Annotated in this window: 18 protein-coding genes; 3 read left to right on the top strand and 15 right to left on the bottom strand. The window is 57.5% G+C overall.

All coding sequences use genetic code 11. From position 1 onward, the window contains the following. The first annotated feature begins 103 nt into the window (after window positions 1-103). Complete coding sequence (locus GA0061102_RS04165) at window positions 104-1195, top strand: LLM class flavin-dependent oxidoreductase (RefSeq protein WP_092844337.1); 1092 nt, start codon at window positions 104-106, stop codon at window positions 1193-1195. Beyond that, entirely contained in the window at window positions 1192-1446 is a 255-nt protein-coding gene (locus tag GA0061102_RS04160; RefSeq protein WP_208858605.1) for a hypothetical protein, read from the top strand. Before GA0061102_RS04165 ends, GA0061102_RS04160 begins: the two co-directional genes overlap by 4 nt. A gap of 63 nt (window positions 1447-1509) precedes the next feature. Here GA0061102_RS04160 and GA0061102_RS04155 read toward each other — a convergent pair whose 3' ends face one another. The 4 genes from GA0061102_RS04155 to GA0061102_RS04140 all read right to left on the bottom strand — a co-directional run bounded on the left by GA0061102_RS04155 (window position 1510) and on the right by GA0061102_RS04140 (window position 5966). Continuing rightward, entirely contained in the window at window positions 1510-2319 is an 810-nt protein-coding gene (locus GA0061102_RS04155) for a mechanosensitive ion channel family protein (protein WP_092844335.1), read from the bottom strand. A 121-nt stretch (window positions 2320-2440) separates the two neighbouring features. Continuing rightward, on the bottom strand, window positions 2441-3910 hold the full coding sequence (locus GA0061102_RS04150) for a sensor domain-containing diguanylate cyclase (protein WP_245297920.1): 1470 nt from the start codon (window positions 3908-3910) through the stop codon (window positions 2441-2443). A gap of 197 nt (window positions 3911-4107) precedes the next feature. Then, window positions 4108-4557: a manganese-binding transcriptional regulator MntR gene (gene mntR / locus GA0061102_RS04145; RefSeq protein ID WP_092844331.1), complete on the bottom strand. Its 450-nt coding sequence runs from the start codon at window positions 4555-4557 to the stop codon at window positions 4108-4110. Window positions 4558-4655: 98 nt separating this feature from the next. Then, the gene (locus GA0061102_RS04140; RefSeq protein WP_092844329.1) at window positions 4656-5966 is read right to left on the bottom strand and encodes an Nramp family divalent metal transporter; all 1311 of its coding nucleotides are present in this window, start codon (window positions 5964-5966) and stop codon (window positions 4656-4658) included. Window positions 5967-6522: 556 nt separating this feature from the next. On the opposite strand from GA0061102_RS04140, the gene GA0061102_RS04135 reads away from it, so the two are divergent. Next, entirely contained in the window at window positions 6523-8457 is a 1935-nt protein-coding gene (locus GA0061102_RS04135) for a methyl-accepting chemotaxis protein (protein WP_092844327.1), read from the top strand. Window positions 8458-8688: 231 nt separating this feature from the next. On the opposite strand, the gene GA0061102_RS04130 is transcribed toward GA0061102_RS04135, so the two are convergent. From GA0061102_RS04130 to GA0061102_RS04085, 11 genes are all read right to left on the bottom strand, one after another. After that, window positions 8689-9759 (bottom strand): LLM class flavin-dependent oxidoreductase, encoded by a 1071-nt coding sequence (locus GA0061102_RS04130; protein ID WP_092844325.1) that lies wholly within the window; start codon window positions 9757-9759, stop codon window positions 8689-8691. A gap of 71 nt (window positions 9760-9830) precedes the next feature. Next, window positions 9831-10685, bottom strand: coding sequence for an ABC transporter permease subunit (locus tag GA0061102_RS04125; RefSeq protein ID WP_092844323.1), 855 nt, complete (start codon window positions 10683-10685; stop codon window positions 9831-9833). Beyond that, window positions 10682-11470, bottom strand: a complete 789-nt coding sequence (locus tag GA0061102_RS04120; RefSeq protein WP_092844321.1) for a taurine ABC transporter ATP-binding protein — start codon at window positions 11468-11470, stop codon at window positions 10682-10684. Before GA0061102_RS04120 ends, GA0061102_RS04125 begins: the two co-directional genes overlap by 4 nt. A 55-nt stretch (window positions 11471-11525) precedes the next feature. After that, window positions 11526-12539 carry a taurine ABC transporter substrate-binding protein gene (gene tauA, locus GA0061102_RS04115; protein ID WP_092844319.1) on the bottom strand — a complete coding sequence of 338 codons (1014 nt, stop codon included), beginning with the start codon at window positions 12537-12539 and terminating at the stop codon, window positions 11526-11528. A 475-nt stretch (window positions 12540-13014) separates the two neighbouring features. Beyond that, window positions 13015-14814: a TniQ family protein gene (locus GA0061102_RS04110; RefSeq protein WP_159432142.1), complete on the bottom strand. Its 1800-nt coding sequence runs from the start codon at window positions 14812-14814 to the stop codon at window positions 13015-13017. Between the two features lies 1 nt (window position 14815). Beyond that, entirely contained in the window at window positions 14816-15916 is a 1101-nt protein-coding gene (locus tag GA0061102_RS04105) for an ATP-binding protein (protein ID WP_245297919.1), read from the bottom strand. A 12-nt stretch (window positions 15917-15928) separates the two neighbouring features. After that, complete coding sequence (locus GA0061102_RS04100; RefSeq protein ID WP_159432141.1) at window positions 15929-18073, bottom strand: DDE-type integrase/transposase/recombinase; 2145 nt, start codon at window positions 18071-18073, stop codon at window positions 15929-15931. Window positions 18074-18168: 95 nt separating this feature from the next. After that, a complete protein-coding gene (locus tag GA0061102_RS04095) occupies window positions 18169-18948 on the bottom strand; it encodes a hypothetical protein (protein WP_139115029.1) in 780 nt (259 codons plus the stop codon). Window positions 18949-19285: 337 nt separating this feature from the next. Beyond that, a complete protein-coding gene (locus tag GA0061102_RS04090; RefSeq protein ID WP_092844311.1) occupies window positions 19286-19540 on the bottom strand; it encodes a hypothetical protein in 255 nt (84 codons plus the stop codon). 137 nt (window positions 19541-19677) lie between these two features. Next, window positions 19678-20058, bottom strand: a complete 381-nt coding sequence (locus tag GA0061102_RS32530; RefSeq protein ID WP_139115028.1) for a hypothetical protein — start codon at window positions 20056-20058, stop codon at window positions 19678-19680. A gap of 29 nt (window positions 20059-20087) precedes the next feature. Continuing rightward, a complete protein-coding gene (locus tag GA0061102_RS04085; protein WP_139115027.1) occupies window positions 20088-20318 on the bottom strand; it encodes a hypothetical protein in 231 nt (76 codons plus the stop codon). Window positions 20319-20828: the final 510 nt, after the last annotated feature.

The following is a 20828-nucleotide window of genomic DNA, read 5'->3' as shown; positions in this document are numbered from 1 at the left end:
AAGCTTGAAATTCTTTCTCGCGAGCGTCACACATTCTCGTATCGTGTTGCTGCATCTCTGATGCAGCAAAAGGCAGGGTGAACTCGGGGAGGAGCAAGCCACCATGAAGACGCATCCGCTGAAGGGACCGAACCGGCTGAAGCTCGGTGTTTTTTCCGCCAATGCGGATGGTGGACTGGCGATCACCGACGTGCCGGAGCGCTGGACGGCCGGCTGGCAGGATAATTTGACGGCGGCACAGATCGCCGACCGTGCAGGTCTCGAATTCTTCCTGCCGATCGCCCGCTGGCGCGGATTTGGCGGCAAGAACCGCGTGCGCGAATGGTCGTTCGAAACCTTCACCTGGGCCGCAGCCCTTTCGGCGGCGACCGATCGTATCGGCCTGTTCATGACGGTGCATGTGCCGCTCGTCCATCCGCTCTATGCGGCCAAGTCGCTCGCCACGGTCGATCACATCAGCCAGGGACGGGCAGGGCTCAATATCGTTTGCGGCTGGAACCCGAAGGAGTTCGGCATGTTCGGCGTGCCTTTGGTCGAAAAGGGTTATGACCAGGCGGCGGAATGGCTTGAGATCGTCGAAAGGCTTTATGCCTCCGACGAGCCGCTGGACTATGCCGGAACCTACTACAATTTGGAGGAAGCCGTCAGCCGGCCGGCCAGCCTGCAGGCGCCGCGTCCCGTGACAATGAACGCAGCATTTGGTGGTCCCGGCCGCGATTTCGCCGCAGGTCATTGCGACTATCTCTTCACGACCTTTACCGAGATCGCCGAGGCTGGAAAGCATGTCGCCGATATCGGCGAGCGGGCGGAAAAGAACGGAAGGCAGGTCGGAGTCTACACCGTGTGCCACGTCGTCTGCCGCGAAACGCAGGCGGAGGCAGAGGACTACTACACCCGCTATGCCGTCGCCATGGCTGACCACGCCGCCGTCGAGCAGCATATGGCCGGCAAGAAGGAATTCTCGCAATCTCATGATCGTGACGCCTATGACCGCTATCGGCAGCGCTTTGCCGGAGGGGCGGGAAGCTACCCATTGATCGGTACGCCACAAAGAATTGCGGACGAGATGATTGCGATCGCCGAACAAGGCTATGCCGGCATCGCTCTGTCATTCGTCAACTACACGCAGGAACTGCCCTATTTCTGCGATCGGGTGCTCCCGCTTCTGAAAAAGGCCGGGCTTCGAGTGGAGTGACAGAACGACAGGGCAGAAGAAACGAACCGACCCAAATTACGGCAACGCAGGCCGCGACGGTTGCCGTTCCCTGGGCCGGGACATCCTTATCTGCCAGCGGCAACCTCAAACATACCGGCAGCATGTTCTCCAGCACGATCTCGTTCCAGCGGCCGCTTTCGCCGCACCTCAATTTTTCCGTCTCCCTCACGGATCCGCAGACGCTGGTGCCGGCCGGTAATCTGCGTGTCGACTATCGTGTCAGATGGTAGGGCGGGACGTGAGGCCTTATCGCATTTCAAACGGCTGTCAGCATGAACCCGTGGGTGTGCCCGTTACTTGATCGGGATACTGGCCTCGGCAAGCCGGGTCAGCAGCTTTGAGATGACGTCACGACGGGCGTCCGTCCACGACGAGGTTGCCGTCCAATATTCGATCTTCAACACGGCCTGGTCGGCTGAGAGATCGTCCGGATAGACGACGGGCGCTGGGTCACTTTTGACGCGCTCATCCGCTTTGATCACGTCGAGAATGGTCTTGCGCGCAAGCTCCAGGTCAGCACTGTTGCCGATGGTAATCGAAAGTTCCTGCCGGCGATCGGGCTCGCGGCTGTGATTGAGGATAGGCGTGTTCCAAAGCGTCGAGTTCGGCGCCATGAGATAGAGGCCGTCCGCGGTCCTCATCTCCGTTGCAAAGAGCCCAATCTCCTTGATGAAGCCTGTGGCATTGGTCGTTTCGATATATTCGCCGACCTGAAACGGCCGCAATATCAATAGCATGATACCGGCGGCAATATTCTGAAGCGTTCTCTGGAGCGCCAGGCCGATTGCGAGGCCGGCAGCGCCGAAAGCCGCGATGATGGAGGTTGTCTGGACGCCGAACTGCCCGAGGACGGTAATGAACACCAGGATAAGCAAGCTGTAATGCAAGACATTCTGAAAGAAACTTGCCAGTGTTTCGTCAATGCCACGGATGCGAGAGATGACGCGATAGGCCGAGCGGCTGACGATGCTGGAGAGGATCCAGCCGCCGATTAGGAGAGTGATCGCGCCGAGGATTGTAAAGCCATAGTGAACCGCAAGTGCGGAGGCCTGATCCAGTGCGGTTCGAGTGGTGATGACGACGTTGGTCGCTTGATCTTCCATTTCAAAACTCCATCTTTTCCGGAAAGCCAAATGAGAAGCCGCAGCTTTTGTTCCCGCTTGGCATACGCTCCGGGATGGCCTGTTCAGTCAGCCGTAGCGACAGAAATATAGGGCTCAGCCGTCAGACACCATGCTTTGCGTGAAGCGTACCGACGCTGGCGGTTGCGGCATAATGGGCTTTCTTGTGCTCATACATTCCAAGATCCGCCCGCTTGACCATGGCTTCGATGGTTTCCCCCTGATGGCTGGTCGCGACGCCGATGGCAACGCTTAGCGGAGAACTGGAATAGAACTGATTGTTGATTTTCAGCAGCTCGTTGATGGTATCGACCATGGCGGAGGCTGCGATTTCATCTGCGCCAGGCATCAATACGGCAAATTCATCACCACCGATCCGGGCCGCGTGATTTGGCTGGGATACCACGCTGTTCAGCACCTCTCCCATACGGCGCAGCAAAGAATCGCCGGCATCGTGCCCGCTCTCGTCGTTGGCCTCCTTCAGGCCGTTGAGATCGATGATGATGGCCGAAACCGGCCGCAGGGATTTGCGTTCCAGCCTGTTGATCTCGTCCATGTAGAAGGCGCGATTATAGAGCCTGGTCAGGACATCGTGCTTGCCGAGATATTCGAGATAGGCTTCCGCTTTCTTCCGGGCGGTAATATCGGTCAGCGCCACCTGCACCAGCGACCAGTCATGTTCGTGGCCGGGGAAGACGGAAAATTGCAGCAGGACGTGGCGTTCGGACCCATCGAGCGCATAGTTCAGCACTTCGCGCTGATGGAAGAGCCGTTCGTTCCAAAGTTCCACCAACTGTCCGCGAAAATGCTTCTCCATATCGTCGCGAAACACTTCGCCGATGCGCTGGTGCAGCGTTTGCCGATCCGGCGCGCAGAACAGGTCGAGTGTCGCCTGGTTGACATCGAGCACGCTGATCTCGCTCATGCATTGCTGGACGAACTCTGGATGCACATCGAGGAAGACCTGGAAATCGACGATGCCCCGGTGGCGGATTCCGTCGAGCAAGATCTTGATGCGACTGAAATCCTCGACCCATAGGGACACGGGCGAATGCTCGAACATTCCTTCCGCGTAGCGCCGCTGGCGCTCTTCCTGTCGTCTCGCTTCCTCGCGTGCGGTCACGTCCTCGGTGGTCAGCAGCAACCGGTCCCAAGAGGCTTCGTGCCCTGGCAGGACGACGCCGCGAAGCTGAATGTCCAGTCTGCGGCCGCCCAGCGTATAATTGATCGCCGTACCCGAGAATTCCGTCCTTCCTTCCCAAAGCGCGACCAGCTCGTTCACATGGCTTTGGAGCATCTCGCCACGGAAGATATTGCAGAGTCCCCCAACCAGCGTCTCGAAGGATTGCGCCTCGAACAGTTCCAGCGTCTTCGCATTGACGGCGAGAACGCTGATCTTCTGCGAGCAGGCTGCGACGCGCTGCAAATCTGCAAGCAGGAAGGAACGTAAATCCGTTACCCCTTCGCTCCGCCAGAGATCGAACTGCTCTTTGACGCCGCTGAAGTCCTCCAGCCACATGGCAACGGGGGCGAGGTCGAATATGGTGGAACTGAATTCCTGGGCGTTCATCATGATTCCCTACGCCGGCAATAAAATCAGTATGCCAAACACTCGACCGGCGGTTCGCTAAATTCTGCTTAGCGAAGATTTGTAAAGCTTGCGTTGATAGGGGCTGATCGGTCAAGCCAGACAGTTGCCGGCGCGCTATTTTCAATTCATTCTTGCTGGAAATGTGCCAAAAATGGCGCTTCACCTCTGATGCCTCGGCGTCAGGTTTTCAAAAAGCGCTCGAAGGCTTCCAGCGTTTTCTCGCTGACATGATGTTCGATGCCCTCGGCGTCATTTCTTGCCGTGTCGGCATCGACGCCGAGACGGCAGAGAACGGCCTCCACAACCTGGTGGCGGCGGCGCGTGGCCATGGCCAGGCGGTGACCTTCGTCCGTCAGGAAGACCCCGCGATAAGGGCGCTGGGTGATCAGGTTTTCCTCAGCCAGCCGCTTGAGCATCTTGGCGACCGTAGGCTGGGTTACCCCCAGTCGTTGTGCGATATCGGTCTGGCGCGCCTCGCCGGCATGTTCTATCAGATCGGCGATGAGCTCGACATAATCCTCCATGAGTTCCGTACGTCGATCATCACGGCTTTTCTGAAACGCCTCCACATGCGTCTCGACCTCTGTCGAAGCAAGACGGCTTTCAGGGGGGGCAGGGGATTTCGCCAAGGCGGTATACCTTCACAAGATTAAGAGTCGCGTGATGATATTTAGCCTCGCCTATAAATAATGCAACACCGTTATGAAACCCCAATGCGCGACATGGATCAGCCGTTGCTAAGACCCGGGATCGGGATGCCGAACGTCTGCAGGAGCAGGATCGCGTTCAGGCACAGGATAACGATCGTCCCGACGATGGCGGCGATATCTGTCAGCCGGCCGTTGGCGAAATTGCCCATGATGGCGCGATTGCGGGTGAACAGAACGAGCGCGACCATCGGAATCGGCAGCGCGAAGGATAGGACGACCTGGCTATAGACAAGCGCTTGGGTGGTGTTAACGCCCATGGGAACCACGACGAATGCCGGCAGCATGGTCACCAACCGGCGCATCCAGACCGGAATGCGGAAACCGACGAAGCCCTGCATGATCATCTGCCCGGCCATGGTGCCGACCGCCGACGATGAGATGCCGGAGGCCATCAACGAGATGAGGAAGATGGTTGCGGCGGCTCCGCCGAGCAGGGGGGTGAGGGTATGATAGGCGCTCTCGATCTCTGCAACGTCGGAATGGCCGGCATGGAAGGCGGCTGAAGCCATGATCACCATGGCCATGTTGACCACGCCTGCGACGGCAAGCGCAATCACGCATTCCCAATTGGAAAAGAGCACGAGCTTACGCCGCTCATTGTCGTTCCGCCCGGGCGCGCGATGCTGGGTGAGGCCGGAATGCAGGTAAACGGCATGCGGCATGACGGTAGCACCGATGATGCCGACAGCGATCGTCAATGCCGTGGAATCAGGGATCGATGGCAGGATCGTACCGATGGCTGCCTGTCCCCAGGCGACCGGCGCGATAAACATCTCCGCGATGTAGCAAAGGCTTATGATCGCGACGAGTGCGCCGATGATCAGTTCCATCGGTCGAAACCCGCGTTTTTCCATCAAAAGGATGCCGTAGGTCACTACTGCCGTAACTGTCATGCCGGCGATGAGCGGCATGTGGAACAGCAGAGACAGGCCGATTGCGCCGCCCAGGAATTCGGCAAGATCCGTCGCCATTGCCGCGACTTCGCTGACGGCCCACATCGCGTAGCGAACGGGCGCCGAAAACTGGTCGCGACAGAGCTCGGCAAGATTGCGGCCGGTGACGATGCCAAGTTTTGCCGAGAGTGCCTGAAAGAGCATAGCGATGAGGTTTGCCGCCAGCACCACCCATAGCAGGGAATAGCCATAGCCGGAGCCAGCCTGGATATTCGTGGCGAAATTACCGGGATCCATATAGGCGATCGAGGCAATGACCGCCGGACCAGCAAAGAGAAGGGCAGACCGAAAACCTTTGCGCCGTCCCGCCAAAACTTCTCTGATCTGCGTATCCGTACGTTCCGACAGGGTCTGTCGGACAAGCGAGTCTGTCATGGGGCTTCTCCAGCTCGTCAAGAAAACATAGCTTAGGCTAAATTTATGTCAACAGGCCATTATTGAGAGTTGTGGCTAATCTTCGGCGCGATCGTCGAACGCGGAAGAGAGTGCTCGGCTATGCGAAGGCGCAAGTTGAGCGATCCTGCCTCTCAATGGGTGAGTGGAAAAGTAAAGTTATATTGAGTTTTAATGTAGTATAAATATCTACATTTGTGTTGTTGTTGCGGAATGTAACCTCTAGTATTATAGTATTTTATCGGATTATCCGGATATCTAGCGCAATGATTGCGAATTTAAGTTAGCACAATTAGTGATTATTGTTTATTTGTTTCTTTTAATATTCAATTTTTGTCATAAATGAATTTATGTAATATTTAATCATATTAACTTTTTTGTCAGGCTATTGTGTTGTTGTCGCATTGCAGCGCTGTCAGCGGTGAGCAGGACGCTCTTCATCTGCGATGCTCCCGATCCCACGGCAGGCAATCATCGGCGCGGGCGCTCATTGCGGCGTGCACGCGATTGTCGGCTCTTCACCAAGAGCAGGCACATCATGTCATTTCTGCAGAATGCCAAAATCAGGACGAAGGTGCTCTCCATCATGATTCCGATCTGCCTGATCGGGATCGCAGGCGTCTTCTTTATATCGAGCCAATATAAGGACAGCGTCGCCACCTATTCGAAATTTATTTCGACGGATGAGATGGCGGCGGTGGAGATGTCCAGAGCTAGCCAGCGGGTGACTGCTTTGAGCTACAACGCCTATCAGATCCTGATTTACAGCTCGAAAGATCCGGAGATGGCGACGTTTTCGAAAGACTATGAGGAGAACAAGAAAGTTCTTTCACAGCGTCTGGCGAACGTCAGGCAGTTGATGCCGTCGGAAGCGGACGCCGTGGATAAATTGGCGGCGAAGGCCAATGACATTATTGTGTTAACAGACCGGGCCGTAAAAGCTGGAATGGTCGATGACAATGACACAGCCACCAAGCTCCTGAAGCAGGCAGACCCGCAGATCAATGCCGAGGTTGTCGCGATTCGCGAGTGGCTCGATACGTTCAATAAGAGCATCGGTGCCAAGAGCGACCTGCTCGACGAGCATGCATCAAGCACCATTACAGAGACGCTGATTGGGCTCGCAATCGTCTTTGCCGCGGCGATTCTGATCGCAATTCTCGTGTCCGCTCGTGGCATCACCGCTCCCATCGAGCGGCTGCGCGCCCGTATGGTGTCTCTGGCCAATGGCAACACAGACGAGCAGATCGCGGGCATCGGACGCCGAGACGAAGTCGGCCAGATGGCCGCGGCCGTTTCGGTCTTCCGTGACAACGCGATCGAGCGCATCCGGCTGGAGCAGGAAACCGCCGCCGGCCGGAGCCTTTCGGAGAAGGAAAGGCTCGAGCGCGAAGCGCAGAAGGCCAAGGACGCTGCAGATGCGCAATTCGCCGTCGACAGCCTGGCGAGCGGTCTGGCCGAGCTTTCGAACGGCAACCTGGTCTATCGTATTGAGAAGTCCTTCGTGGCTCATCTCGACCAGCTGAGGACGAATTTCAACGCATCGATGGCAAAGCTCGAGGAAACGTTGCGTGCCGTTGGCCAGGGCGGCCAGGCTATTGCAGCAGGGGCCAGCCAGATCCGCTCGGCCGCCGACGACCTTTCCAAGCGCACCGAGCAGCAGGCAGCCTCCGTCGAAGAGACCGCCGCAGCGCTTGAGGAGATCACCACGACGGTCAAGGATTCCACCCGGCGAGCGGAAGAGGCAAGCTCGCTGGTCGGCCGCGCGCGCATCGGCGCCGAGAAATCCGGCGAGGTCATGCGCGAGGCGATCGCCGCCATGGAAGCAATCTCGAAATCGTCGGGCGAAATTTCCAACATCATCGGCGTCATCGACGAAATTGCTTTCCAGACGAACCTGCTCGCGCTCAACGCCGGGGTAGAAGCGGCGCGCGCCGGTGAAGCGGGCAAGGGTTTTGCCGTTGTTGCCCAAGAAGTGCGCGAACTTGCCCAGCGTTCTGCCACGGCGGCGAAGGAGATCAAGGCGCTGATTTCAACCTCCGGACAGCAGGTCGTCAGCGGCGTCAATCTCGTCACGAGAACGGGGCAGTCGCTGCAGGAGATCGTCAAAGAGGTGGAAGAGATCGACGGCAATGTCCGCGCGATCGTCGAAGCCGCGCGCGAACAGGCGACCGGGCTGCAGGAGATCAACACCGCCGTCAACACCATCGATCAGGGAACGCAGCAGAATGCCGCCATGGTCGAGGAATCCACTGCCGCGAGCTACAGCCTCGGCAAGGAAGTGACGGCCTTGAATGACCTCCTCGGTCAGTTCGCGCTTCAAGGCGGCCGCAGCCAGGTTCGGCCAGCCGTTGTGACGGAGCAGTCCAGCCCCGCCGCTTCGCCGGCGCGTTCGCTTCGGGCAAGGATTGCCGGCTCCTTCGGAGGCTCCGGTGGAGCGGCGGCGGCAACGGCGTCCTGGGAAGAGTTTTAATCTTGCTTAGGCGCAACGGCCAATGAGCAATTGGTCGATCTGAAAATCTGAAATCGCGGCCTGATCGGCCGCGATTTTTTGTTCCTAAATGAGAAAAATCCGGCCTTGGCCGTTCATTTCAAAAGCTGCATGCCTCAATGGGAAGGAGCCGAGATGGCTGCCGCGAAGCCCGGCTTGGAAAGCCGGGTGCTGTCGATGTTCTGTGGGTATAGCTAACTTCGGTTTAGCCGATCAGTTGCGCAGAAGGGGCAGTAATTGATCCCCTTGTCGCCTGATTTCCGAGAGATAGGGCGTATCCGAGAGAATAAAATGAGTGACGCCCAGATCTCGGTATTTACGCAGAGAACGGGCAACTTCAGCCGCTGATCCCACCAGCCAGGTGGTGCCGGCTCCGCCACCACCGACTTTGCCCGGCGCTGTGTAGAGATTGTCGTCGAGGACGTCACCGCGCGCGTTCAGATCGAACAATCGCCTCTGTCCCTCGGCAATGGATTGCCGATGATCATGCCAGCCGGCTCCGTTGTTCCTGGCCATATCAGCGACCTTTGCCTCGGCATCGGCCCATGCCTGTTCCGTGGTGTCGCGTACCAGCGTGGTGATCCGCAATCCGAACTCCAGCGGAGCAAGATCGCGATCGAGCTTTTTGCTCAACGACTTCAGGCGCTCGATCCGCTCGCGGACACCGTCCAGCGGCTCGCCCCAGAAGAGCTGGACGTCCGCTTCCGTGGCGGAAACGCCTTCTGCAGCTTCGGAAGCGCCGCCGAAATAGAGCTTGGGGTGCCGGCGCTCGCCATGGTGCTGGATTCGCGGCGCCGTAGTGGAGTTGCCGACGCGAAAGTGCTCGCCCTCATAGGTGACGTTTTCTTCGGTCCAGAGCCTGCGAACCAGCCGCATGAATTCCCGGGTGCGGGCATATCGATGCGCCTGGTCGCCCTCGCTGTCGCCATAAGCGGCGAGATTATCCTTGCCCGACACGATGTTGACGCGTACACGGCCGCCGCTCAGGTTATCCAGCGTAGCAGCGGCGGAGGCGAATTGGGCGGGTTGCCAGTAGCCGGGGCGAATTGCGATCAGTGGCTCGAAAGTGGTGGTGCGGGCGGCAAGAGCTGCGGCGACGGTGAATGTGTCGGGCCGGCCCCAGCCGGTGCCGATCAGCGCGCCTTTCCATCCATGTTCCTCCAGAGCTTGGGCGTGGCTCGTCAGCGTTTCCAGACTATTATGGTTCACGACTGTAGAATCGCCCCGATGGCCAGGCTTGGTGTCGTTGGGAATGTACCAGAGAAATTCGCTGTTGCTGCTCATGACTGTGCCTGCATGACTTCGATAGAGTTCCTTGATGAGACCGGAGCGTGCCCCACCTCGATCACGCGGGTTCAGAGTTTGCCCTTCCACGGAACGAGAACCGTCTCGAGAATGCGGATCGCCGCCGTGAATGTAAAAGCGCAGATCGCGATGATGCCGATACCGACGAAGACGACATCGGTGGCAAGGAATTGCGATGCCGACATGATCATGAAACCGATGCCGCGCGTCGAGGCGATAAGTTCGGCGGCCACCAGCGTACCCCAGCCGATGCCGAACGCGATCCTGACACCGGTCAGGATTTCCGGCAAAGCAGAGGGCAGCACGATGGAGAAAAAGAGCTGCAGCCGGCTTGCACCCAGCGAACGCGCCGCATTGACGCGCTCAAGCGGAAGCGAGCGGACGCCTGCCTGAGCGGAAAGGCAGATCGGCGCGAACATGGCGAGCACAAGCAGGGTGATCTTGGAGGTCTCGCCGATACCGAGCCAGATAATCATCAACGGCAGATAGGATAAAGGGGGCAGGGGCCAATAGAACTCGATCGGCGTGTCGAGAACGCCCTTGGCCCAGCGGCTGAGCCCCATCAGCAGGCCGACCGGAATACCGACCGCGATCGCGATGGTTGCCGCGACAACGATCCGAAAGAGGCTTGCGACTATGTGCTCGGACAGCGAAGCACCCGCATAGCCATCGCGATAGACGACACCGACCTGCGTCAACACTTCGTCGGGCCGCGGTAGGAAAAGATGGGAGACCAGGCCGAGCTTCGAGACGAGCCACCATATGCCAATCAAGGCGGCTCCCGTTGCTATGCTGATCGCGATCGTCGGCTTGGTGCCGACGCCGAACCCCGGCATTTGGACGAGCTTTGCTTTCGTTTCTTGTGGTTGAGCTGCGATGGCGCGTGTTCCGGTAATGTCGCTCATGCCGCGCTCCTGAAATTTTCAGCATTGTGGAGGATCGTGCGAATTTCCTCTCTGAGATCGGCAAATTCGGGAGATGAGACGATCGACTTCGCGTCGCTGCCGGCGGCAAAGTGACGGACGAAATCAAGATCAAAGCGGGCAACGACGCGGCCCGGTCGCGGCGACATCACCAGAACCTCGGTGCCCAGAAACAGTGCCTCCGCGATCGAATGGGTTATGAAGAAGATCCGTTTGTCGGTTTTCGCCCAGACGGAGACGAGCAGTTCCTGCATCTGTTCCCGCGTCAGGCTGTCGAGTGCGCCGAAGGGTTCGTCCATCAGCAGGATATCCGGATCGGTCGCCAGCGCGCGGGCGATGCCGACGCGCTGGCGCATGCCGCCCGAGAGCTCGTAAGGTGATGCATTTGCAAACTCGGTCAGCCCGACGAGCCGCAGCAATTCGAAGGCACGTTCGCGCCGTTCCCGCCGCCCCAGCCCAGCGAACTGCAGCCCGAGCCCGACATTGTCGACGACGGATTTCCACGGCAGCAGCGAATCCTTCTGGAAGACGACACCGCGATCCGAGCCGGGACCGGAGACCGGTCGGCCATCGAGGGTGATTGCTCCTTCCGAGAGCGGCAGGAACCCGGCGATCGCATTGAGCAGGGTGGATTTGCCGCAGCCCGAAGCTCCCAAGGCAACGACGATGCCGCGTTCGGGAATGTTGAAGGAGACGCGATCGAGCGCATGGACGGCTCGCCCGTCGCGCGCTACGAAGAATACGCTGGCATGATCGACTTGAAGCATGTCTTCTCTCAAAGGTTCGACGCCGGCGCAACATGTGCGCCAGCGTCAGGGAGGATCAGTTGCTGGCGTTTACAAGTGCATCGGCGGTGACGAAGGCACCGTAATTCGGCAGAACTTCGGAGACCTTGCCCTGGCTTTTCAGAAAGGTCGCGGTGTCCTTCAAAATCTTGGCCGCGCCCGACTTCTCGCCGCCGCCGAGCCAGTCTGTGGATGCCTGCACATCGGGTGTCAGCAGCGTGAGGTTCTTCAAGGCCGCCGCCTGCTGATCCGCCGTACCGCCAAGAAGCTTGGCGAGCGCCTTTGCATTGTCGCTATCCGGTCCCCATACGGCCTTATCCGCTGCGAATGAGGCATAGTACTTGCTGATGACGGAGGTGTAGGCTTTCAGGAACTGCGGGTTGTCGGCGGCGAATTTCGACGTTGCCACCCATGCGGAAAAGGTCGGAGCGCCCTTATCGGCGACATCCTTGGAGGTGACGAGCACCTTGCCGTTCTTCTTCAGCTCGGTCAGCGCCGGATCCCAGACAAAGCCGCCGTCGATATCGCCGCGATTGTAGCTGGCGACGATTTCCGGCTGGGGGACGGCGAAGACCTGCACATCTTTCTCCGTGAGACCTAGCGACTTGATGAGGGCAAGGAGTTGGTAGTGGTCGGTCGAAACCGGCGCCGCCGCGAGCTTCTTGCCCTTCAGGTCGGCGAGCGTGTTGATGCCGGAGCCGTTGCGCACCACAAGCGCCTCATCGATGCCCGAGATCGATGAGAGGTAGAAGGCCTTGATTTCGAGGCCGCGCGATGCCGTCGCGGCGAACGGGCTCGAGCCCACATAGCCGATCTGCACATCGCCAGACGCAATGGCTGCAAAGATCTCCGCGCCGGAATTGAACTTGCGGAAGTCGATCTGGTATCCGGTCGCTTTGGCGAAGTCACCGTTGGCGATGGCCACCGAGGAAGGCAAGGCGTCGGTCTGATAGCCGACGGTCACTTTCTTGTCGGCCGCGTTTACAGTGACGGCCGTCGAAATGCTAGCGAGACCGAATGCGGCCGCAGCGATCAGTTGCTTGAAGTTCATATTCGTCCCCTTGGCCGGATCACGATTTCCGGCGGTTCCCTGAGTGCAATGAGCAAAGCCTAGCGAAGAGGGCGGGGTGATTGATAGAAATAACAAACTATTTTTATAGATTATAAAGGGAATTGTTTATCCCAATTGGCCGGCCGCCGCAGGGATCGCCTCTTTCAGAGGAGGAGATCCGGTATCGAGCAAAGGCAAGATCGCTCTTCAGATTAAAGAGCGAGCGCTTGTCGAAGGGCATGTCTGGGCCGTACGCAACGGTGAAATCCGCGTGCCAGCCAATTGCATGGGTTCGTCAGAAAAGTCACTTTTTCTCAGAAAAGCCAGTGATTTCAGAGGGCCAATTCGGCTGCAACCGAAAGAATGGCCCACTTGGCGCCTAAAAAGAGTCATTGTCAGTTTTGGAGCTCAGAGCAGAGAGCACAAAAAACCCGCCGAAGCGGGTTATGAGAGCTGTGTTTGTAGCGGAAATTGACTAATTGAAGCCTAGGTCCGACCTTCGATAAATCCGCTCGACGCCGCCGAAATCGAAGGCTGGCGTAATGCCAGAAACCCGTCGCTCCGTCGTTTCCCAGTTCGACTTAGACCCCGCCAGTCTCCGAAAGGCGACGTGATGGAGCAAGAATGCTCGAACGGATGCCATTGAATAGGCAGTATGCACTACTCGCTGTTCCGTGTACTCGACGGTCTTCAATACTCCGAGCTCACCAAGTGAACGAACCGTGTCGGCCGAAACCGCCATCCTATTGAAGGTCGCATAGCAAGAATAGTGATGAGCGGGTGCGACACTTTTGGGAGCTAGCCGGGCAAGCTCTTGTGTGTCGACCAGAAAGTGGGAAAGGACGGTCGCCTCGTGAGCCTCCTTTTTGATCCCCAGTGTAAGATCGCCTTTTAGTGCGTGCACAATCATCCTATCGAAGCTCAGAAAATGCGCGCCCTTTAAGAGAGGGATTGTGGCATTTACATTGCCACCTACTCGCGCGCGCTCCTCCAGACGGCCGATGAGCGTTTCGAGCTGCGCGGACGAATAGTAGTTTCTCCCGTTGGGATCGCTGGCTAACTTTGTTACGGCAAGGAGGCCCGCTTCCCGCAACCGATCAATCGTCTGTTCCGATACGCCTAAGCGCCTCTTGACGTAGGTTTTCGAGACGGAATCTTTCAGCCGCGCTGCAAACTCGTCCATCTGCTTTGCGTCGATCAAGGTCCGAACACCACTACCCCCTCCCGTTTCGGTATGCAGACCGGCAACCTTCAGCTTCCTGAAAATTGTGTTTTTGGGAATTCCGTGCCGTGCAGAAGCACTGCGAGTGCTATGGAACCGTCCAAAGCCTTTTTGGCCGAGAAAGTCATTTTCCGGGCCAACCTTTCGAGCGCGGATAGCGTGATCACGGACGAACGCCACGATAGGTGCAAACTCAGGATCGCTCACACGGTATTTCAGATAGCCGTATAGGGGGCCATAGAGCTGTATTCCAAACACTGGATTGCTCCACTTGATGCCCCGAAGATCGATGGCTTCAAGCCAACTGCGCAAGCCTGAGTAGCCGGACTGAAGTAGTTCGAACCCACGTTGAACGGTCTCTCTCGCGGCCGCCGCCATATTCTGACGGCGGCCGCGAGGCGGCCGCTCAAGCTCCATTGCCCCTACGATTTCGCAAATCTCAAGGGCACCATAGTAGGGGAGATCATCAAGAACCCGACTATGCACGGCTTGCCCGTTCAGCCGATCATGGAAATATCGATCAGATTCCGACGACGGTGCCGCAACCGCATTGTTTGCAGCATCGACCACCTCCGCCCAATTTTCCATTAGGGCTCGCGTGAAGTCTGGACGCCTGTCGTCGATGTAATCTGCGGAAATTGTCGAGATCGCAATACGGTGTTGCGGGCACACCGTCAGAAACGGATTGAGCCATGCTGCCCTGCAATGCACGTGGCTCAACTTCTTCGATCCAGAAACGCATGAGTCCTCGATCACACAATGGGAGCAGTATCGCGCTGCTTTTCGATAGATCATTTTTGGATCGACGACTTCGCCCAGAAAAGCGTGATGTCTGCTGGGTTGAAGACGAAATGCATGCGCTGTCAGGACTTGAGGATCGTTTCCACTGATCCTTGCAAGCCGTGCTACTGATAGATCGAAATCCTTGTTCCGCCAAACTCGCGTCCCCGTGTGCTGCATGAAATCATTCATGGGAACACCACGGAAGTGTGCATAACGGGAGACGAAATTCAACAAAGGTTCGGAATCGTTTATGATGAGAATATGAGCCAAACTAGTTCGCCTTTTTCCGGCCAGTTGCTTTTGAGGTGGCTTTGGCTGCCACTTCCGCCCGATTCAGCGCGGCGTTAGCAAGCAGGTCGCCGAGCGAGTTGTCTGGAACGATATTTTGCCAATTCTCCGAGAGGAAAACGTTCCCCTCCAGGCGGCAGCCGCTCGCAAGAGCATAGGTGATCGCGAAGTGATCGAGATCGACCGAAGCCGATCCAGTTCGAAGCGCATATACACACGCGGCTCGAATTAACTGGATCGTGGAGCCGAAGGCACCATTGCATGCGTGCATCAGGCGAGGGATGAAATCACTGGGATCGAGTCCTTTGGCAGTGAGGCTTGCGTCACCCGTGACAATCTTCGTGACGATCTTCCGGACGATAGCGGCATCCGCCGGATAGGACATCGTCCGCAATTCGACGAGATTGCTTCGCTCTTTGAGCTGTCTGTCAGTATCTGCGAATTGATGGACGAATTGGGCCAGAGCGGGCACACCACTCAAGATGAGATGCAGTGGCCAACCGTCGATTTGTACCAGGCTCTTCAAAACGTCCGCAACGTTCTGAATTTCCTTGGTCGTGTTACCGCGCAGAACATGTTGCATTTCGTCGATCCAAAGAAAGAGGACGCGATTTTCACGCAATTGTTCTTTCCACAGATCGAACAACTCCTGCTCTGTGACGCGACTGGTGTTGATCGGATAGTGCAGTGCCCCCAGGCCCGCTCGGGCCACTCCCTTCAGAGTCAAAGGCTTCGGCGCCTCGAAGCCGACGAGCGGGCGCACCGTCTGACCGTCGGCCGCGATGCGCGGGGCGAACTCAGGGCGCTTCGCGATATGTCGCTCTACTGCGGTAGTCTTCCCGGAGCCACTTTCTCCGACAATGAAGATGGCCCGGCGCTTCGCTGCCTTGCCGAAAAGTGCGGACGCCACGTTTTCGAGCAGATCATCGAACATCAAGTCAAGAAGCGGGTCACGCGGAGTACCGATATAGGAGGCATTCATGCGGCCAATGATCTCGACCCGGCGCTGACGCTCCGGACCAAGGCTGTCGAACACTGCCTGGGCAGCTTCGCGAAAATGCTCGGAATAATTGCTGTTAGACAAGGTGTGTACTCCTTATAGATCTTCGAAAAAGATGCCGTCGTCGTCCGGATTGATCGCCACGAACGCCGAGCTGTCTTCGGGCATGTGCACCGTCTCCGGCTCGGACATCACGTTTTCGCTTGCGAAGATGTGGTCGAAGGCCTCGACCCCGACTTCGAGCGGATTGTGTGGGATTGCGAGCGCCACCAACTCGTGGACCTGACCGTCGAGATCGTCGACGATTGCAGTCTTGAAGTATTCGCGCTCGATCTGATCGTAATTGGCGGCTACGAGCTTATCGACGCCCAGACCGGCGGAAAGGGCGGCGGTCGAACCGGCCGCGCGCACGTCGCGAACGGCTGCCAGCAACGTCGACAGTTTCGCGTTCGTGTTTGCGTTGTTTTTCCCCAGCCAGTCCTTGCGAGCAGCAACCCATTCGAAAAGGGTGGTTCCAGTGGGGATGCCGATGACAGCCTTCGCCTCGACCCACTCATTACCGTACTTGAAAAATACGGAACTTAGATCGAGACGGCTGACGCGGATCTTGACCTTCGGCGCTGGAGCGCCCGGAATCGCCTGTTGCTCGAAACGAAGTCGCTGAAGATTCGTGTGGTCGTAGTGGATTCCCGTCGATGCGACGCCCTTGTCGGTGATGGTGCGCTCAAGCTCGGTGCCGAAGATCCTGCAACGTTCATCCGGGTTGAGTGGCTGCATGATGGCGCAGTCGCGTGAAAGACGACGCCATGCATTTGCAGGAGTTTCGTACCCTAGCCCCCAGTGCGGCGTATTGTGATAGATGTCGATGATTGCCCGGACGAAGACGCGATTGAATTCGTCCAGGTTCATGGCCGCGTAACCGTGGGGGTCTACTTTGCCCCTTTCGAGGATATTCGCGAAAGTCCGGCCTTCGAAGTAGTGCATAAAGCGAAGTTCGCAGGTCCGGAAGAAGGACTCGATTGTTCCGCGCGCTGCTGGCTTTCCACTTGGCGGAAACACCTGCGTGCAGCGGAGCGCTGCGACGGCCGCGCGGAATTCTGTGCTTGTGAAGGCTGCCCCTACATCGGTGGAGATCGTCTCAGGTTTGAGCCCGTATTCCCAGGGATCGCCCGCGCCGACGACCGACGAGATCAGTGTCTTATCGGTGACAACCATTTCCAGAGCAGCGAGCGAAGACCGTGAGGATGGGGCGTGGCGGCTGAAATGCATGGCCAGGATACATTTAGTCGCGCGATCAATTGCGACGGTGAGCCAGAGCCGGGCGCGACTTACCGCCTCCCGCTCCTTTTCCGAGAGCTGGTTCCACACGCGCAAATGGGTGAGGAGAACTGCGAGGTTGACCTTCCACTCGTCCATCTCGACGATCTGGCCAGGGCGCTCGATCATCAGGCCGCCGTGGACGATCGCGTACTTCCGTCGCGCATACTCCTCGCCGTGGCGTTTCGCCATCAGGTAGTACGCGCCCATTTCCTTGATGAGCTTCTCGAAGCATTTTCGCGATGGCCTATGGTGAAGACGCTGTCCGGTGCGCGAGCGGTCCTCGTTCAGTTCCTCGATCCGAGCTTCGAGAGCCAGGTAGCATTCTCGCATCGACGGACGTTTCCGGTCTGCATAACTGTGGGCGTATTCCAGCCAGAGCTTAAGGTCGTCTGGATGGCAGAGCGTGCGCGATTTCGGACCGGTCTTGAGACTTACGAGTGCGAGCGGATCGCAGTTGCTCTCGATGTATACATCATGGAGCCGTCGGAAGTGTCGCGGGCTCGGAAGCTTATAGGACAGCTCTTTTCCGCTGTTTGCCTCGCTCCACCGTTCGACAACGATGGATTTCAGGACAGGCAGAAGAAACTTCAGACACTTAGTGCCCAAGGAGACCTTGCGCTGCTTGAAACCCTTTACCTGAAGGACTGGATGCTTCTTCCCGATCTCCTCGAACCGAATGTACTCCTGGATCAGGCTTTCATCCCACAGTGCCTTCTGAACCTTGTGGTCCGCGAAGTCCGAGATTTTCAAGTTTCCGTACTTCAGGGCAAAGACGGACTTCTCGCGGCTGTGGTAATCGCGATCGACTTTGATGCGCCGCTCCACCGTCATCAGATAGATCTGTTCGCGCGTGAAACGTTCGTGACGACCGTTGGCGTCCTCAAGGACTGTTCCGTCGGTGTTCTGGGTGACGACGGTCATGTGTCGACGGTCGTCGATTGTGATGCGATCATTCTGACCATAGTAATAAATCGGAATGGATCTGCGGAAACCGCTGGTTGGTGAGACGAGCTGGTTCATGGCGTGACCTCGTTGGTCTTAGCAGGGACGAGAAGTGAGACGTCAGTGATGCGACCCCGTTCGAGGGGCTGCAGAAGCCCCTCGTCGATAAGGTTCCAGATTGCCGTTCGGCGATGGCCGGGGATGGGAGCCCCACGAAGTAGGTCCCAGAAGCGGACGGCACCCGTGATGTTGGTTACAAGCTCCCGTGCAGCGAGGTACTCGCCCTCATTGTAATTCTCACGGGATACGAGGATCCAACCGGCATTGGCGTCGTCGTCGTCATTCGCGAACGCTTCTGTGACGACGCTGACAGAGTCAGCATACTGGGGAATGCCCATCCGCTGGATTTGTCTGAGAATGCGTAAGGTGCCGAGCTCCAGAAGTCTCTCGAACGGTTTGGCAGCGATCGCGACCCGCTTGCCATCTGCGCGCCGAACCCAGTAGTCGAACGTATGTTTATGCCGCTGGCCGTCGTGGCCGAGGTAGTCAACCGTTGGCCACTGCTCCCGCAACTCCTGGACGTCGCGTGATGCGCGAAAGATGCGCCCAGCCTTCAGCTCGACGGAGCTCTCGAAATACATGATGCGTTGGCCGTCGAGGCTCGGCTGATTGCCACGATAGTTGAAGGGCGACTTCGGCGATGGCTTACGGTTGCCAAGCGACGGCAGTACAGGCGCGTAGCCGCGCGGCGACGTCGGATTTGCCCAAACAGTTGCGTCAGGAATACTGAAATCTACCTCGATGCCGTTTTGGCGGTTAAGCATATGCTGCTTGATGAAGTGTTCGGGACGCATTCGGAACTCCGTTTCACGCATGTAGGAGGTAAGTTTCCGCTCACGGACACGACTGCGCCCGCGTGACGCTTCTGCGAACAAACCGATTTCACGACGTTTCGGCGTTCCGTGTGGCTGGCTCACGCCTTGCGGAGGTTTTTCAAAGAAGAACCAACAACCCGCCTCGGTCCGCCGGGGCGACATTGTAGGTCCCTCCGGGCCACGATGGGCGGAGGGACATAGCGCTTGCCGTGGAGCGAAGGACGATCGTCAAGAAAGCCGAGCCGTGCCGTTTTGCGGCGAAGCATGCGTGCGACTTCTTTCCCGAAAATTAGGCTGGACATAGAGCTGCCTCCGACTAGCGACGCGAGGACGCGTGACGGGGAGTGGCAGCTCTAGTTTCCTTCAGAACGACGAACGGAATGGAGCTAAGCTTGGCAAACTTGCGTTCTGCAGCAATCGGAGCCCAGGTGTTCTCAATGATCTGATAGCCTGTGCTCTCCCAGACTTTGCTGGAATCGAAGACGGGTCGGTCGTGCTCGACATTTCTGGGCGAGGATTTTTTTGCAACGAGATAAGTGGAAAAGCGCTTGCTTGCGTCGGAGGTAACCATGAGTTGAGTTTCCACAATTGAAGGCATAGCTTCGCCATAGCTCTGGGTGACCCAAGAGCTCGGCAGACGGGATAAAGGGGAGGCTCGCGCGGGTTAGCCGGTTGGCACTACGCGAGAGCGAGTTTCATGCTCGTGGCCTAGCATCGCCACACCGGTGCTAATTTCACCGCCACAGCAGCCGAATTTCCAAGACGGGCAGTGAGCCCGCGCGAGATGACAATCTGCGAAGTGCCGCAGAATTCGCGCCGCCATTTGTCGATCCGACGGCCGGACAGACCAGTAAGGTTCCGCCGCAAATCTCTAAGTGTTGAGCAGCGTCGCGCCGCAGCTTGTTCCGCCTCGAAAGCGGCACAAAGCTTCTGCCAAATTTCGACACGCTGTGAGGAGGGGAAAGCTTCAGCGATCAAAGGTTTGAGGAGCGCTTGGAGGTCTTGATAATCGATATCGGCGAGCGACGCCTCACAGGAAGTGCGACGGTCGCCGAAAAAACGGCATGCGAAAGGGTTCTGTGTACGCACAGCAAACTCCAGTTCAATTTTGCGAAGGGTTAAGAGCTCAGCGCCGAGACCAGCTCTTCGACGGCATTGCTTATGAAGGCCGATCTATTATCGATGTAGACATCTTCCGGCGCGCCAAGTGGCTGCCAGGTCCGGCCATCGAAGAGGTCTTCTATTCGATTCATCGCCAACTTCGGTGACTGACGTGCCGCAGTCTCTGTTGCGGTCAGCAGCATAGGCGCGATTTTGTCTGTGTTTGCATTTTTGATTTTTGCCATCATCTTCTCACGATCTTTTCTTCGCCTGAGCAATTACATGGCTCAAAAAACCGACCGCGTCAGGGTGCCCAGCCGAAAAACCGCTGCCGGACAGGGTTCGGACAGGGTTCGGACAGGGTTCGGACTGCAAGATTCTCAGGGATTGGCTAAGAAACATCTGACGATATCGAGTGCTGTCGAAACAGCATGTCGTCGCCATTCAGATCAATCATGAAGTCGAATTTGAAGCGCGTCATTGAAAGCTCCAACCGAGGGATCATTTTGATGATCGAGCCGGGAGGGGGCGGCAAATACCCTTGGTGGCCGGAATCCGGCTTTTGCGTCGTCTCCCGAGAGTTAACGGGATATTCGTATCTCTGACACGTCGACGCCCTCCGAGCGCTTACAATGCGTCAAAACTGCACCATTTCGGGACATTTACCAAGAATTTTAATAGATTTCTTAGTTTATGGTTAACAGCTGCTGTCGTGCGACGGGTATGCCGACTTCGGTAGTTCCTTGCATTCAATCCTC

It is taken from the genome of Martinezella miluonensis (assembly GCF_900094545.1).
Lineage (GTDB): Bacteria > Pseudomonadota > Alphaproteobacteria > Rhizobiales > Rhizobiaceae > Rhizobium > Rhizobium miluonense.
The sequence above is the reverse complement of the archived record's forward strand: the minus strand, read 5'-3'. Positions and strand labels throughout refer to the sequence as shown.